Annotated in this window: 8 protein-coding genes; 2 read left to right on the top strand and 6 right to left on the bottom strand. The window is 41.9% G+C overall.

The genetic code is table 11. From position 1 onward, the window contains the following. Positions 1–1,716, bottom strand: a complete 1,716-nt coding sequence (locus G631_RS0113880; RefSeq protein WP_026489966.1) for a glycosyl hydrolase family 18 protein — start codon at positions 1,714–1,716, stop codon at positions 1–3. Between the two features lie 754 nt (positions 1,717–2,470). On the opposite strand from G631_RS0113880, the gene G631_RS0113885 reads away from it, so the two are divergent. After that, a complete protein-coding gene (locus tag G631_RS0113885) occupies positions 2,471–3,268 on the top strand; it encodes an adaptor protein MecA (protein ID WP_026489967.1) in 798 nt (265 codons plus the stop codon). 127 nt (positions 3,269–3,395) lie between these two features. On the opposite strand, the gene nifJ is transcribed toward G631_RS0113885, so the two are convergent. Further along, a complete protein-coding gene (nifJ, locus tag G631_RS0113890; RefSeq protein ID WP_026489968.1) occupies positions 3,396–6,926 on the bottom strand; it encodes a pyruvate:ferredoxin (flavodoxin) oxidoreductase in 3,531 nt (1,176 codons plus the stop codon). A gap of 422 nt (positions 6,927–7,348) precedes the next feature. On the opposite strand from nifJ, the gene G631_RS0113895 reads away from it, so the two are divergent. Then, positions 7,349–7,519, top strand: coding sequence for a DUF362 domain-containing protein (locus G631_RS0113895; protein ID WP_026489969.1), 171 nt, complete (start codon positions 7,349–7,351; stop codon positions 7,517–7,519). 186 nt (positions 7,520–7,705) lie between these two features. Here the strand turns inward: G631_RS0113895 and dnaB are convergent, their stop codons facing one another. The 4 genes from dnaB to G631_RS20385 form a co-directional block, all read right to left on the bottom strand. After that, positions 7,706–9,049 (bottom strand): replicative DNA helicase, encoded by a 1,344-nt coding sequence (gene dnaB / locus G631_RS0113900; protein WP_026489970.1) that lies wholly within the window; start codon positions 9,047–9,049, stop codon positions 7,706–7,708. A gap of 1 nt (position 9,050) precedes the next feature. Beyond that, entirely contained in the window at positions 9,051–9,497 is a 447-nt protein-coding gene (gene rplI, locus G631_RS0113905) for a 50S ribosomal protein L9 (RefSeq protein WP_026489971.1), read from the bottom strand. 3 nt (positions 9,498–9,500) lie between these two features. Next, on the bottom strand, positions 9,501–11,552 hold the full coding sequence (locus G631_RS0113910; RefSeq protein WP_035789863.1) for a DHH family phosphoesterase: 2,052 nt from the start codon (positions 11,550–11,552) through the stop codon (positions 9,501–9,503). Positions 11,553–11,681: 129 nt separating this feature from the next. Next, positions 11,682–16,904 carry a CehA/McbA family metallohydrolase gene (locus G631_RS20385; protein ID WP_051197275.1) on the bottom strand — a complete coding sequence of 1,741 codons (5,223 nt, stop codon included), beginning with the start codon at positions 16,902–16,904 and terminating at the stop codon, positions 11,682–11,684. Positions 16,905–16,915 lie beyond the last annotated feature (11 nt).

The raw sequence follows: 16,915 nt of genomic DNA on the forward strand, positions 1-16,915 counted from the left end.
TTATCCCTCGATATACGCTGAAATTACATCCCAAACATCTGATGTTTCCATTCCAAGAGACCACTCTGCAATACCAGCTATGTTCTGAGCTTTCATAGCATCGATTTTCTGACCGATTGAAGCGGCATCCTCAACCCATATCTGGTTAATGGTTCCATCTGCTCCTGTATATTCGCCATAGTTCTGGCCAGCTTCTGCATCCCAGGTCAGACTAATGCTGTGATTGGCGACATAGTCGTTTGCTACCTTCATTGACACCGCCTCACTAGAAAGAGTTCCATTTGAAGTATGCCAAATTCTAGTATAGAACGGAACTGCATTGATAACCTTGGATGGATCAACCTTGGCCACAGTGTTCAAAAGTCCGTTTTCCACATAGCTAAGAGATGCTACACTTCCTGCCTCAGCAGATCCGGCATAGTGTTCGTCATATCCCATAATAATGACGTAATCTGCAACTATGCCCTGCTCTCCAATTTTGTAGTGATCATTGAAATTCATGGGAACATAGTTGTCTATTGAATAAACCAGGCCATTTTGTCTGCAGGCGATAGATAGTTCTCTTACAAACTCAACATATGACTGACCATCTTCTGAACTGATAGTTTCAAAGTCAAGATTAATGCCGTCAACCTCATGCTGGGCAGCCAGGCTCATAAGCTGGTCAATCGCATTTTTTCTGCTGGAATAGTGCGATAAAAACTCCGATGTGGAAAATTCTCCTGAACCTGTAAAGTTATCCACAAGAGCCCATACTTCTATTCCTTTCTCATGGGCAGCTCTAGTATAAGCGGTTGAGCCAATTGATGCAATATCTCCATTGCTGGAATTAAGCTTGTACCAGGTTGGAGAAATAGCGTTAAGGCTCTTAGTTCCTGCAACATAGGATGAAAAGGTATCATTACCAGCAGCTCCTCCTATATTGTGGAAGCCAAGGTTGATCTTGTGATTTCTCCTGATACTGGTGTACTCCTCAGGAACATAGTCAGTAACCGGAATAGGACTCTTAGATGCTATATCTGAAAGTCTCTTATTCTCTACATATCCTATGTAAGAGTCAGCTGTCTTGACCTTACTCCAGTTCTCCAGTTCCTCCAGGACAACTACCTCATCTCCCTTGGATAAATCTTCCAGAATTTCGCTCTTAACACCGCCTCTTAATCTAAGCTCTGTATTCTTATTAATTGTAGCTACTGTCTCATCATCCCAGCTTGTTGTAAGCTGCATGTGGTTAGGCTCTGTAAATCCTTCGTAAAAGAAATTTGTGTACTTCCTAATGTAATCAAGTGCCACAATGAGGATTTCTTCTCCATTATTCTGAGTTGTTCTGGATATTACATATCCCTCATCTGCGGATTCCCCATTGGAATCTGTCCAGATTGAAGTTCCCACCTCTGACATGATGACCTTAGTGGCTGTAGTATAGAATAATGTATTATCTGCAATTCCATAGTAGAATCTGTCATTTAAATATTTCTGAACAGAAGCAAAATCCATGTAATAATGGCCATCTATAAGATAGGCCCTTTCTTCTATCCTCTCATTGCCCAGAATAATAGCAACGTCTGTATCATTTTTTATATCAAAATAGCTGTCTAAATCTGCACGTTCAGTGCTATAGGAATAATGCTGATAGAGAATCTGCCCAGCATAAATTCCTCCTATAATAAAAATAAGGGCGATTATAATAATCGCCGGAATCACTTTCTTTTTCATGTTCTAGCTCCTTTACAATCGCCCTTTATTATAACAGACTATTAAGTTTACGTCATTATCAAAGTACTGGTGAAAAACACGGATACAAGCTGTATATGTCAAGGCGGGGTCCTCTCAAATATATTCTTGAAAAACTGTATTGATGCAATTACTTGAAGTTGATAGTTTTTACCCACTTTTATAACTTGAAATTGTGTCATCTTTGGAACCAAAAGGTTCTATACATGTGATAAATTCTCCAAAATGTGCTTTGATGACACTTTTTCTTTTGACGTATATTAATATTATGAGGCGCCACAATCCAAGTCCATGTCTTTTGATGCGTGTCGTCGCACCAAATATGGTATAATAGTATTAGGAAAATACTACAAATTGTCTATGCGTTATTTGTTGTGAAATTAATTTAAGAAACTTAAACCGAAAAATCTTAGTAAGACATTCCACAATCATGTGGAACAATGAATTAAAGAAAAAACCGATTTTGTTTCTGAAAGCTCGCCTCCTTCCCGGACTATAATCTGGGGCAGGCGCCTCACAAAAAATATAATATCAGGAAATTCTTAAGATTTACCATCGAAATTTCTTAAGATTTTATGTATATCAAATATTCGTTTCTTTATTAACCATCATACGCATAAACCTCTGGTAGCTTGTATCAAATTTAATTTTTTTATAAAATATGACGATACATGTATTGACATAGAATACCGTTTAAATTAGTATCTATGTATTCCAAAGTCAGGAGGTAAGCATCATGAAAATTGAAAAAGTCAATGATCATCAAATTAGATGCACACTTACCAAAGATGACCTTGCGAAGCGCGACCTTAAGATTACAGAGCTTGCATATGGAACTGATAAGGCTAAAGAGCTTTTCCAGGACATGATGCAGCAAGCGAATTTACAATATGGCTTTGATGCTGAGGATACTCCTCTTATGATCGAGGCAATCCCCATCAACTCTGAATGTATTGTTCTTGTCATCACCAAGGTAGACGATCCGGAAGAGCTGGACACTCGTTTTTCCAACTTTGCTCCTTCAGTTCATGAGGAAGATGAAGAGGATGAATACGACTACGATGAGGATGAGGAATACGAGGAGGACGAAGAGGACGAGGATGTAATGGGGCTTTTCAAGAGACTCCAGCGCAGCAATTTAAATGACTCTCTTGAGTCAGCAATGAGCAGTCCTTTCTCAGATTCAAAGAAGCTTAAGGAAAAAACTACTAACCCCAAGAAGAAGGAAACTCCGGGAAGAAAGGGTTCCAGAATCTTCTCATTTGATTCACTTCACGAGGTTACTAGATTCGCTGCTATCGTAAGCAGGAAATTCGATGGTATCAATACCCTGTACAAGAATGAAGTAAATGGTAAGTTTTATCTGATACTTCACCAGGGTAATCTGGAAGATAATGTATTTGCAAATATCTGCTCTCTTCTTACAGAGTATGGCAAGACTGAGGTTGGTTCTACTGCTGAAGAGCAGTATCTTGCTGAGCACTACACTACTCTGGTCAAGGACAATGCAGTACAGGCACTTTCCAGAATTTAATATGCATCTACAGGCAGGAGACAATTTGTCTCCTGTTTTTTATTGCTCTTATTTCACCTCATAGAAAAAGGGCGGTCCAAAGCGGACCGCCCTAAATTTCTTTATTCGTTCTAACAATCAGTTAGAATTAGTTCTTGCCATAGAGAGAAACAAGTTTCTCAAGGTAAGCTCTGTGCTCCTTAGCATGCTCTGCTGCTGCAGCATTAAGCTTAGCTGCTCTCTCAGGATTCTTGAGCTTAAGTGAAAGGTATCTAACCTCACCATCAAGGAAGCTCTGGAAGTCTTCTGTAGCTGGCTTAGAATCAAGTGTGAACTTGTTCTCTGCCTGAGGATTGAATCTGAACATATCCCAGTATCCTGTAGCAACAGCCTTCTTCTCTTCGTCCATAACCTTGTTCATACCAGCCTTAAGTCCCTGGTTGATACATGGAGCATAAGCGATGATAAGTGAAGGTCCTGGATAAGCCTCAGCCTCTTTGATTGCATTGATTGTCTGCTGCATATTTGCACCCATAGCGATCTGTGCAACATATACATAGCCATAGCTCATTGCGATAGAAGCAAGGTCTTTCTGCTTGATCTCTTTACCGCCTGCAGCGAACTGTGCAACAGCACCTGTAGGAGTAGCCTTAGATGACTGTCCACCTGTATTTGAGTAAACCTCAGTGTTTACAACGAGAACGTTAACATCCTTGCCGGAAGCAAGTACGTGATCAAGACCACCGAATCCGATATCGAATGCCCATCCGTCACCACCGAAGATCCACTGTGACTTCTTAGCAGCGAAGTCTTTATTTTTAAGAACATACTTGGCAGCGTCTGAGTTGTCGCCTTCAAGTGCCTTAACAAGAGCATCTGTAGCAGCTGTGTTCTCAGAACCAACATTGAATGTATCAAGCCACTTCTGAGCAGCGTCCTTAGCAGAACCGCCTGCAGCTACGATTTCTTCTACCTTCTCCTTGATAGCATCACGGAGTGCGTTCTGAGCAAGTACCATACCCATACCAAACTCAGCGTTATCCTCGAACAGTGAGTTATCCCATGCTGGACCACGGCCCTGAGCATTTACTGTGTAAGGTGTTGAAGGTGAAGAGTTACCCCAGATTGATGTACATCCTGTAGCGTTTGCAACATACATTCTGTCACCAAAGAGCTGAGTAACAAGTTTAACATAAGGTGTCTCACCACAACCTGCGCAAGCGCCTGAGAACTCAAGGAGTGGCTGCTTGAACTGTGAGCCCTTGATTGAAGCTTCGCCAAACTTAGCAACAACATCTTCCTTGATAGGAAGTGTAACTGCATAATCGAAGTACTTCTGCTCGTCCTTGTTAGCTGCGATAGCACCCATCTTAAGTGTCTCGCCCTTGTTGTTACCAGGACATACATTTGCGCAAGATCCGCAACCTGTACAGTCAAGAGCAGAAATAACAACTGAATACTTGTATCCGTCCATTCCTGCAAGTGGCTTTGTCTGAAGTCCTTCTGGAGCCTTAGCGATCTCGTCATCTGTCATAGCGATTGTACGGATAGCTGCGTGAGGACATACAAGTGAACAGAATCCACATCCGATACATGTTGTAGCATCCCAAGCTGGAACGTTTACAGCAATACCTCTCTTCTCGAATGCTGCTGATCCTGAAGGTGTATCACCAGCAACATAAGGAAGTACATCTGATACCTTAAGAGTATTACCTTCCTGAGCGTTAACCTTTGTCTGGATGTTGTTAACGAAATCAACAACGTCTTTTCTTGATCCTGTAGCTGTCTTGAAGTCAAGACCTTCGTCCTTGGCATCCTTCCAGCTCTCTGGAATCTCAACCTTGATGAGGTTCTTAGGATCTGCACCGGCATCGATAGCAGCCCAGTTCTTCTTAACAACATCTTCGCCCTTACGGCCATATGTCTTCTGAGCAGCATCCTTCATGAACTTAATAGCATCTTCTTCAGGAATGATCTTTGTGATGTTGAAGAATGCAGACTGAAGAATTGTGTTAATTCTTGTAGGTCCCATTCCAACTTCAACACCGATCTTAGAACCGTTCATGATATAGAAGTTGATCTTGTGATCATACATGAACTTCTTAACCTGACCAGGAATCTCAGCCTCGAGCTGATCAACTGTCCATGGGCAGTTAAGAAGGAATGAACCTCCATCAACAAGTTCCTGAACCATGTTGAACTTGCGGATATATGAAGGATTGTGGCAAGCTACGAAGTCAGCCTTCTTGATGAGGTAAGTTGACTTAATAGGCTTCTTACCAAATCTAAGGTGAGACATTGTAACACCACCAGACTTCTTAGAGTCATAATCAAAGTATGCCTGAGCATACATGTCTGTGTTATCACCAATGATCTTGATAGAGTTCTTGTTAGCACCAACAGTACCGTCAGCACCAAGACCCCAGAACTTACAGTTTGTTGTTCCCTCTGGAGTTGTAACAAGTGGAGCACCAGCATCAAGTGAAAGATTTGTTACATCATCCTCGATACCGATTGTGAACTCTTCCTTCTTGTCGTTCTCGAATACAGCAACGATCTGTGCAGGTGTTGTATCCTTAGAACCAAGACCATAACGTCCGCAGAATACAGGAACTGACTCAAACTTAGTTCCCTTAAGAGCTGCGATAACATCAAGAGCAAGTGGCTCACGATATGAACCAGGCTCTTTTGTTCTATCAAGAACTTCGATTCTCTTAACAGATGCAGGAATTGCATCTACGAGAGCCTTAGCTGAGAATGGTCTGTAAAGACGAACCTTTACAACACCAACCTTCTTGCCCTGCTTCTCAAGGTAATCGATAGTCTCTTCAATTGTATCGTTTACAGAACCCATAGCTACGATAACTACCTCTGCGTTAGGATCGCCATAGTAGTTGAAGAGCTTGTAGTCTGTACCAATCTTAGCATTAACCTTGTCCATGTACTTCTGAACAATTTCAGGAAGCTCGTTGTAACCTGTGTTACAAGCTTCTCTTGTCTGGAAGAAGATATCAGGGTTCTGAGCTGAGCCCATCTGGCATGGGTGGTTAGGATTAAGAGCGCTAGCCTTAAAAGCATCGATTGCTTCATGGTTAACCATCTCGTCGAGATCCTTGTAGTCCCAAACCTCGATCTTCTGAATTTCGTGTGATGTACGGAATCCATCAAAGAAGTTAATGAAAGGAATTCTTCCTTCGATTGCTGCGCAGTATGCAACAGGTGTTAAGTCCATAACTTCCTGTACGCTAGAATCGCAAAGCATTGCAGCACCTGTCTGACGGCAAGCATAAACATCTGAATGATCACCGAAAATGTTAAGAGCGTGTGAAGCTACGCAACGAGCGGAAACGTTAAATACTCCAGGAAGTCTCTCACCTGCAACTTTGTAGATATCAGGGATCATAAGAAGAAGTCCCTGTGAAGCTGTGTATGTAGATGTAAGAGCACCTACTACAAGTGATCCGTGTACAGCGCCAGCTGCACCAGCCTCAGACTGCATCTCTGTAATCTGTACTGTACGGCCGAAAATGTTCTTCTTTCCGGCTGTTGCCCATTCATCTACATGCTCAGGCATAACAGATGAAGGTGTGATTGGGTACATAGCAGCAACTTCAGTAAACGCATATGATGCATATGCGGCTGCTTCGTTACCGTCCATGGTTTTCATGTTTCTTGCCATTTCAATTCCTCCTACCTTTAAATTTTTGGATTTTTTTGGCTTTTATATTAAGTTGTATAGAAAACCTAAGAAACCGCGCAAAAATTCCGTTCACACTATTTCCCTCCCAAGAAAACAAGATGTGACGGATATTTCACTCGTATTCTGCCGTATTCAATAGTATCATCAAAACCATACTGATGTCAATGTTTGCAAGGGTTTGGTGCCAATTTGTGTAAGCGTTTACATTTACCGGTTTCATCCCTATTGTCAGTTAATTTATATTTATTTAATCATTTCATCTGATAAAAGTTTTCGTTAAGAGTATTGCACATTGGGTTTTGTTATATTATCATTATCATGTATCAAAGGTTGGTGCCGGCTACACCAGCTTATATTTGTTACAATTTTAGGCATTCTATTTGATGGAAGGAGATTTTATTATGGCATACGTTATTAGTGATGGTTGCATCAGCTGCGGTTCTTGCGCTGCTCAGTGCCCTGTTTCAGCTATTTCTCAGGGAGATACACAGTACGAGATCGATCCTAACACATGTATCGATTGCGGTTCATGCGCAGCTCAGTGTCCTGTATCTGCTATATCACAGGGTTGAGACCAAGCGACAAAAATAATAAAAGTGCAGTTTCGAGTTTACTCGAATAACTGCACTTTTTTTATTTTTGGCATTTGGCGAAGCCAAATGAACGAGGAAATGCCTCGCATTTCCGAGTGCTTCGCTTGGCTCAACCACATAAACCAGAAATGCCTCGCATTTCCGAGTGCGCCGCTTGGCTCAACATCAATGCCCCTTCTCAAGGTTTGCAAACTTCGTATACTGTGGAAGCCACAATAGCTCTACAGTTCCAATTGGGCCGTGTCTTTGCTTGGCAATGATAACTTCTGCCACACCCTTTTTCTCTGTATCTTTATTGTAATAATCATCTCTGTACAGGAACATTACCATATCTGCATCCTGCTCGATGGCTCCTGACTCACGAAGGTCAGATAGCATAGGTCTGTGATCAGGTCTCTGCTCAACAGCACGGGACAACTGTGAAAGAGCAATAACCGGAACATTTAATTCTCTGGCCAGAGCCTTTAAGGATCTTGAAATTTCTGAAATCTCCTGCTGTCTTGATTCTGATGCTCTTCCAGTTCCTCCAGACATAAGCTGGAGGTAGTCGATCATGATAACCTGAAGGTCAAATTCCATCTTATACTTGCGGCATTTTGACCTGAGTTCCTGTATTGAAATACTAGGTGTATCGTCTATTATAAGCTTGGATTTACCAATGACATCTGCTGATTCAATAAGCTTTTCCCAGTCCATATCAGACATGTTACCTGTTCTGATATGCTGTGAATCAACGTGGGATTCCATGGAAAGGAGACGGTTTACAAACTGCTCCTTGGACATTTCCAGTGAGAACATGGCAACACACTTATTATCATGGAAAGCCATATGCTCAGCTATGTTCAGAACAAATGCTGTCTTACCCATAGCAGGTCTGGCTGCTATCAGGATAAGGTCAGATGGCTGGAATCCGGCTGTATTATAGTCAAGATCAGTAAAGCCTGTAGAATGTCCTGTGACATTGCCTTTCATCTTACTGGCAACCTCAATTCTGTTCAGAGCATTCATAACCACCTGGTCTATAGAAACGAAATCGCCGGTGTTACGCTTCTGGGTAATCTGGAAGACTTTTTTCTCAGCGTCATTCAAGACTCCTTCCATGTCATCAGCTCCAGAGTAGCAGTCATTTATTGTTTCTTCACTAACGTGGATAAGCTTTCTCAAAGTGGATTTGTCTGCAACGATCTGAGCGTAATACTTGATATTTGCAGATGTAGGAACCGCATTGACAAGATCACCAATGAATTCAACACTGCTGACCTGTGGCGGTACATTCTTTTCCCTGAGCCTGTTCTGCAGGGTTACAATATCCACCGCACTGCCTTCTTTATTAAGTTCAACCATTGTTTCAAAAAGAGTTCCGAGCTGCCTGTCATAGAAGTCCTCTGGCGTTACTATTTCTGCCGCGATTTCTATGGCATCCTTGTCCATCAGCATAGCGCCCACTACAGACTGCTCAGCCTCAAGACTGTGCGGAGCAACTCTTTTTAACAGTGCTTCTTCTGCCATTTTACTGTTCCTTTACACAAACTTTAATTGTGGATGTAACCTGTGGGTGCAATTTAACTGGAATCTCATAGGTTCCGAATGACTTGATAGGCTCAGGCATCTGAAGTTTTTTCTTGTCGATATCAAAGCCAAACTGCTGCTTGGCAGCTGTAACAATTTCCTTGGTGGATACAGAACCAAATACTCTTCCGCCCTCTCCTGCTTTCATTGTAAGCTGTATTGTTTCCTTGCTGATCTTCTCTCCGTAGGCTTTAGCCTCATCAAGCTGCTGCTGAGCTACGATTGAATCTCTCTTCTGCTGATTCTTGAGCTCATTTAAGTTCTTCTGAGTAGCCTCTACTCCAAGCTTTTTAGGGATAACGAAGTTCTTGGCATAGCCGTCGCTTACCTTTACAACTTCACCTTTTTTACCAAGTGTCTTAACATCTTCTAACAAAATTACCTGCATTATTTAAAGTTCTCCTTCTTCTATCATTTTATCCAGTGTCTGCTTGACTATTTCTATTGCCTGCTCGGCACTTACGCCCTCCAGCTGGCATCCGGCAGAACTCATGTGTCCGCCTCCGCCAAGTTTCTCCATGATGACCTGAACGTTGACTTCATCAATTGATCTGGCGCTGACATATACCTGATTCTGGTACTCAGTACAGATAAAGCTGGCTCTGACGCCCTTAATATTTAGCAGTTCATTGGCTGCCTGAGCGCCTATTATAGTAGGGCTCTGGATTTCATCATTTCTAAGAACAGATATTGCATATCTGTCACGGTAAACCTGGGCCTGACTGACAACATCAGCCTTGGCCTTGTATTCTGTAGCATCTTCTCTAAAGAGCTTACGTACTCTTGTCACATCGGCGCCGTTCCTTCTAAGGAAAGCTGCTGCCTCAAAGGTACGTACACCGGTCTTATTCATGAAGTTGTTGGTATCAACTATCATTCCTGAATATAAACTGTCTGCCTCTTCATTTCTTATCTTGACGTTTTCTCCAATGTACTGAAGAATCTCAGAAACCATCTCGCATGCAGATGAAGCGTATGGCTCTACATAAGAAAGTGTAGCATTTTCAATTATCTCTGTTCCTGCTCTGTGGTGATCAAGAACGACTATAGTCTTACAGAAACGAAGAAGTTCAGGGCACTCTGTAATACTAGGCTTATTTACGTCTACCACTACCAAAACCGCATTACTGCTGGCCATATCTATGGCCTGCTGATTGTTGATTATCATGTCTTCTTCATATTCAGGATTACTCTTGAACAGATCAACTAAAGGCTGCATGGATGTAGTCACATCATTGAGAACGATATGGCATTTTTTATCGAGTGTCTTGGCTATTCTATAAATACCTACAGAGGAGCCAAAGCTATCTACATCACCAATCCTATGTCCCATAACGATAACTGTATCTTTACCTGAGATAATTTCTCTAAGGGCATGGGCCTTAACTCTGGCCTTAACTCGTGTACTCTTTTCAATCTGCTGGCTCTTGCCGCCGTAGTAAGAAATATTGTCTGCACTCTTGACTACAGCCTGGTCGCCGCCTCGGCCCAGGGCAAGATCTATGGCGTTTCTGGCAAATTCATAGTTCTGAGCATAGGACAGACCATCAAGTCCAATACCAATACTGAGTGTGACTGCCATTTCATTACCAATGTTTACAGTCTTAACATCTTCAAGGAGGTCAAATCTCTGCTCCTTGAGCATTTCACAGGACTTCTTGGGCATTACCACAAAGTACTTGTCCTTCTCGATTTTCTTGGCAATACCATTGCAGGAAGCAATATACTTATTGATCTTACGATCTATAAGAGCTGTCAAAAGAGATCTTCTGACTTCTTCTACACTATCAAGAGCCTCTTCATAGTTGTCCAGGTATATGAGTCCTGCTGCCAGTGACTGGTTATCAACTTCGTCAATTGCAAGCTTTAATGCAGTTACATCAAAAAGATACACCGCAATTAGACTGCCTTCGTAGTCCTTGGCATCTATTATGTCACTATTAACGGCCATTTCATGAAGAGATATTCTCTTAAGCTTCATAGTATAATTGCCGTTTTCATATTCAAGTTCATAGGAAGCTTCTTCATAACCTTCCGGGAACTTATCAGGAGTTATAGCCGGAAATACAGATGTGATGGATTTTCTAAAGCTCCTGTCTATGTGGGTGATCCTCTCAAAGGCCTGGTTAGTCCATACAACTTTTCCTGTATCATCCAGGATTGCATGGGCAAGATCCAGCTCTCGAAGGAGCTTCTTTTGAATCTGGCCATACTCCGTAGCAAAGCTTACCAGTTCATTCATAATAATGGGTTTGTTATAGAAATTAAGATACAAAACCGCTATGAAATACAGACCGGTAAAGGCCAGAAGAATAAGGCCTGCAGTTATATCAACTGTAAATACGGCTGCATTTATAAGAACAAGTAGTATTCCCAGATATGAGAATATACGTAGATATGTCTTTAATTTCCCCTTTAGCTTGACTCTATTCTTGTTAGGCATTATCTAAGTCCTCTTCCCCAAATTTATGGACAAATTATCACTTACTATAGTATAGCACAAAACTCCGTGATAGAAATAAGTCTCTATCACGGAGTTCATTTTTAGTTAAATACTATTTAATTGTAGTTATTACTTAATAAGAACGCCGTTCTCATCAAATGTGTATTTCTTTGTCCACTTTGTGATTGTCTCGTTCTTGGCAAGTGTATAATCACCCTTTGCGTAGTACTTGTTTTCGCCTACTGTGATCCAGTCCTGCCTTACCATGATGCCGTTTGCCTTAGCATAATAGTCTTTGCCATCTAATGTGAAGAAACCTGTGTAAAGAACTCCATTCTCATCAAAGGCATATCTATTAGTCCACTTATCTACAAACTCGCTCTTTGCAAGTGTTCCGTCAGCCTTTGCATAATACTTGTTTCCGTCTACTGTGATCCAAGTTGTCTTCTGCATTACACCTTTAGCGTTGAAATAGTACTCTTTTCCATCGATAGTCTGGAAGCCTGTAAGCTTTGTGCCGTCTTCTGTTACATAGTAAGTTGCACCCCACTTTGTAACAAGAGTAGCCTCTGGCTTTTCAGGTTCTCCTGTAGCAACAAGCACGATTTCAGCTCTGTCACGAACACGAAGACATGGGCCATCTGGATTGTAGTATGAAAGACCAACTGCGCTTACTGTATTTCCAACAACAGCATCCTCTGCAATTGTGTCATTTCCGTCAGAAGCAAGGATATAACCATCGATAAATACTCGTGTCTCTACACCAGTCTCATCTGCTACGTAGAAGTAATCAACTCCTGTTGAGTTAGTTACAACCTTTGTAACCTTACCTTCAACCTTTAAAAGTGATCCGCCAAGTGCTTCGTAATCAGCAGCTTCCTTAGTTGTTACCTTCTTGGGTTCAATCACTTTCTTTTCAGCATCGAGAACTTTGTAGTTGTAGATCTGGATTTCCTTGTCTCCCTGATATCCATCTACAAATCCAGTCACTCTTATCTTTGTTCCAAGTTCAATGCCTGTTTCAGCGATAGGGAATACTGTTGTACCAGCTGTCTCATCCTGAATGTAGATTGTGTCAAAGAACTTGTTACCTTCGACTGCTGTTCCTGCTGTTACATATCCTTCAACTGTAAAGATGTCTCCAGGTTCTCCCTTTCTCATCTCAGCGATTGTGCTTACTTCTACTTCCTTCTTGTTATTTGAAAGGAAGTTAAGAAGAATATTGCGGTTAGAGTAGTACTCCTGTCCGCCATAATCAAGCTCTGACTTAACTTCAAAGTTTGAAAGGAATACGGTACCTGTAATGATAACTTCTGATCCGCTTGCAAGTTCTTCTCTTGCTGCAGCAACTACGCTTCCCTTAGGAACTGCAACATACTGATCATCAAACTGTTTGCAGTCTTTTGTATATGTTGTTTCATGACCATATACGATTGCCTCAGCCTTGCCTGCTGCAACTGCTGACTCATCAAGACGAACTGAGCATGCACTGTATGCGCTATAGGTCTGAGTATCTGTTACACCCTTTGTAAGGTAACAGTCTCTGTTGTGGTTAGTAAAGTAAAGTCTGTACTCCTGACCACCATTCTTGTCATTATCAACGATTTCATCGGAGTTAATTCTTGTTGTAGCACCAATAGCTGTAAGGAGCTTATTGATTTCTACTGATGTCTGACAAGCAGCTGTATCCTGGTAATCAGCAAGACCACAAACGATAAGGTTTCCTCCGTTTGCCACATACTCTTTTACCAGTTCAAGGAAAGAATCCTCAAAGTGCTTAACTTCACCGTACTTCGTATTTCTGTTAGGAGCAGAAACTACTAATACAGATGCATTAGCAAGTGTTTCTCTTGTGATCTCTGATGTAACAATGTCAACCTTTACATAATCGTTTGCAGCGATATCTGCGAAGTTTCCAACGTTTCCAGCATAGTAGCCAGCTACGTAGTCATTGAGGTGAGAACCATCTACAACAACGTGTGTTACCATATCTGGTGATACATACACAAGTTCAAGTGCAGATGTATATCTCTTTTCAAATCCATTCATGTAACCAAGAAGTGCCACTTCTATGTTCTGCTTGCCGGCCTTATCACATGTATATGAGAAGGAATCGTTAAGCTCGCCCTGGGACTTGATCACAGCATTGTCACCAGAAACATCTGTTACATGGATGATTTCTCCGTTAGCTGTGTAAACAATTGATCTTACGTCAAAGTCAGTTGTCTCGTTGTTGAAGAATGTAGCGTTTATGTTAAGTGCTTCTCCAGCTACTGGAAGTGATGTGTCTGTTGTAAGAGAACCAACTCCTACAGCCTCAACACTTGAAATCCAAACTGGAGCTGTAACTGCGATGTTTCCATCTGCCTGTGTAACTCTGATATAGTAGTAGTTCTTGTCTGGATAAAGAGTGAAGTCTGCCTCTCCAGATGCTGCTTCTACCTTCTTGGTTGCAACAGCAAGGCCACCGTTTGTGATAACTTCTACAGTCATCATGCCGGAGTCTGTTGGGTCATTTGTCTTAACCTTGATGTTAACCTCTGAAGGTGTCTCATCAAGTACAGTACCCATCTCCATGCCGTTTAATGTGTAGTAGATCTTAAGGTCATTATCCTCAGTTGCGTATACACGCATGTTGCGGATAGCATCATAAATATTTTCACGAGTAAGGGAATCTGCAAGGATTACAGTTCTACCTGTGTTTGCATCTCCCCATCTGCCCTTGTGGTTGTCCTGGTTGTTCGCAGGAGCCACATGCCATCCCTTATCAAGGGCTCTTGTGTAATACTCATATGAAGGGAAGTATCCTGAACTTCCGATTGCACCTTCACCGTTACCAACCTCGATAAGTGTGATCTGCTGGTCATTTGCCTTTGAATAATAAGCAAAGTCATAGAAATCACCGAAGGTTGTTCCTGGGTGGTTGAACATGCTGATTGACTCAGGTGTGTTAACAAGCTGTGCGTAGTAGTTCTGAAGAGCTACACGTGACTTGCTCTCATAACCTGCCATGTTACGGCTCATGAATCCGCCTGTGTTAAAGGTGTTCATGTGTCCAGGAGCTCCGCCTGACCATGTCATCTCATATCCGTAGATACCTACAAAATCGCTTGATGTGTACTTGTCTGCGAGCTCGTGACCTTCTACCCACTCAGATGAAGCTGATCCATCTGTAATTGTTGCCTTTGTATCGTTGTCAAAAGAGTTAGAGTGATCTGTTACTGCAAGGAAGTCAAGGTTTTCAACTTCATTAGCAGCGTGATTGAACGCCTCATTACATGTACCAGCACCATCTGAATAGTTGGTGTGTGAGTGAAGCTGTCCAAAGTAAATATTGTATTCTTCGTTAAGTCTTTCTGTAAATTCAAATGTAGCTACTACACTTTCCTCATAGCCTTCGCATGTAGCCTTAGCCATAACTGTGGCTGGAAGCTCTGCAAGCTTGAATGGATCTGTGTATTCTACCCAAGTCTCGCCCTTATCAAGTGAGTACTCGATCTTGGCACCTTCTGTAGCAGTCTTAAGTGTTACAGGGCTTGACTTTCTGATAGCTCCGCCATTTGGACTTGCCTTTACAGTGGCAACCTTGGCTGGTGTATAAATAAATTCCTTCTTAACGCTATCCTTACGGCCTTCTGCTGTTGCATAGGCAACTACAACTGCCTTCTTTACTACATCTGTTTCAGATGCTGCAACGAAGCTTTCTGGTGTAAGTACAGGCTTATTTGCATCATCATATACTGCAAACTCGCCTCCATTTATTGAATAGTAGATTGTAGCTCCTGTTGTCTCAGAAGACATTGTAAGCTCCTGAGTTGTTGGAACTTCGCCTGCTTCTGGAGTGATATCTACAGCTGATGTGATATCAGGAGACTTTACAGGGCTTCCTGTAACCTTGATTGTTGTAAATCTGTTAACTCCGCCACTAGCAATCTTTTTTCCATTGATAGAAGTGTCATCAGCAGGTCCTACTCTGAAGTAGAGCTTGTCAACATGTTTAACGTCAGCAGGAACAGAGAAAGTAATACCATCCTTCCAGTTTGTTCCTTCTAATGAGAACTTATCTCCAATTGTCCTGTAATTCTCATTATCTGTACTGTAGGAAACAGTCCAGTTCTTGGCTCCTGTGTTTGAGCCTTTCATGTCAAAAGAGAGTGTGTAAAGACCATAACCAGTACCAGAAACAGTAATCTGATAATAGTCGCCAGGCATCATTCCCTTTGAGCCAATGATACTTGATGTATTTCCACCGCTGGAATATGTGTAAACAGGAGTTACCTGCTTGCCACTCTGATAAGCAGTAATCTCATGCTCTTTGTTGGCGCAGTCATTAGCTGCTGATCCGTCAGCATAAACAACAAGGTCCCCATCATGTGCTGACAGGTCAGTTCCTGCAAATGAAGCGATTTCCATTGTAACTGAATCATCAACTTCTACTTCTGTAGGATCAGGTTCTACTGGCTCTTCAGGAGTTACAACCTCTACCATCTTGTGTGTATCATCAGAGTAGAGAACAACCTGAAGTCCCTTATAATCGCTAACAGCTGCAGTTACGTTAACCTTGGTTCCCTCGGCAATATCTCCGAAAGCATTTTTAATATTGTTCTTGTCATACACAAGGACTGTAGATGTTCCAGAAGAAAGAGTAACCTTACCCTTTTCAATGTCTGCCTTGGATGAAACAGTCACATTCTTAAGGATTACTCTCTGGCACTCGTAGTCATCATGGTTTGCTACAAGTGTTGCAACCTCATCACCATCAAAGGTTGTAAAACCATAATCCTTGGTGTTTGTCTCATCTTTTTCTATGAGTGTTGCACCTGACAGCTCGAGAAGTCCATTATAATCCTGGAAAGTTCCCTTAGCTGTAACAAGGCTTCCTACCTTAAGTCCGCTGATTCCATAAAGGCAAATAGCACCTGTATCGTCCTGTACGTAAGCATTCTTACCATTTACATAGTTAACAACGCCCTGTACTGTAAATTCGCCAGAAGCTTTCTCTTTTACTTCCTTGATAGTAGTAATAGTAACTTCTGCCTTTACCTCAGCTTCAGTTGCAGTTGCTTCTGCATCCTTTGAAGCTTCATCTACTGGCTTTTCATCTGTCTTTTCAGTTTCTGATTTTTCATCAACTACTACATCAGAAACAGTCTCGTTAGTCTTTCCAGTACTGCTGTCCAAGCTAGCGGCTTCTGCAGGCAATTCAACCTCGGAAGTTTCCGTGCTAGCTGCTTCAACAGACATTTCAGTTACATCTGTAGCAAACGCCACTGCGCTTGTAGTCTGAAACGCTGTTGTTACTGACAAGAATCCCGCAAGGATCATGGCCAGTATACGCTTTCTGTTTTTCATACGCTCCCACC

Source organism: Butyrivibrio sp. XBB1001, from assembly GCF_000424505.1.
Taxonomy (GTDB): Bacteria; Bacillota; Clostridia; order Lachnospirales; family Lachnospiraceae; genus Butyrivibrio.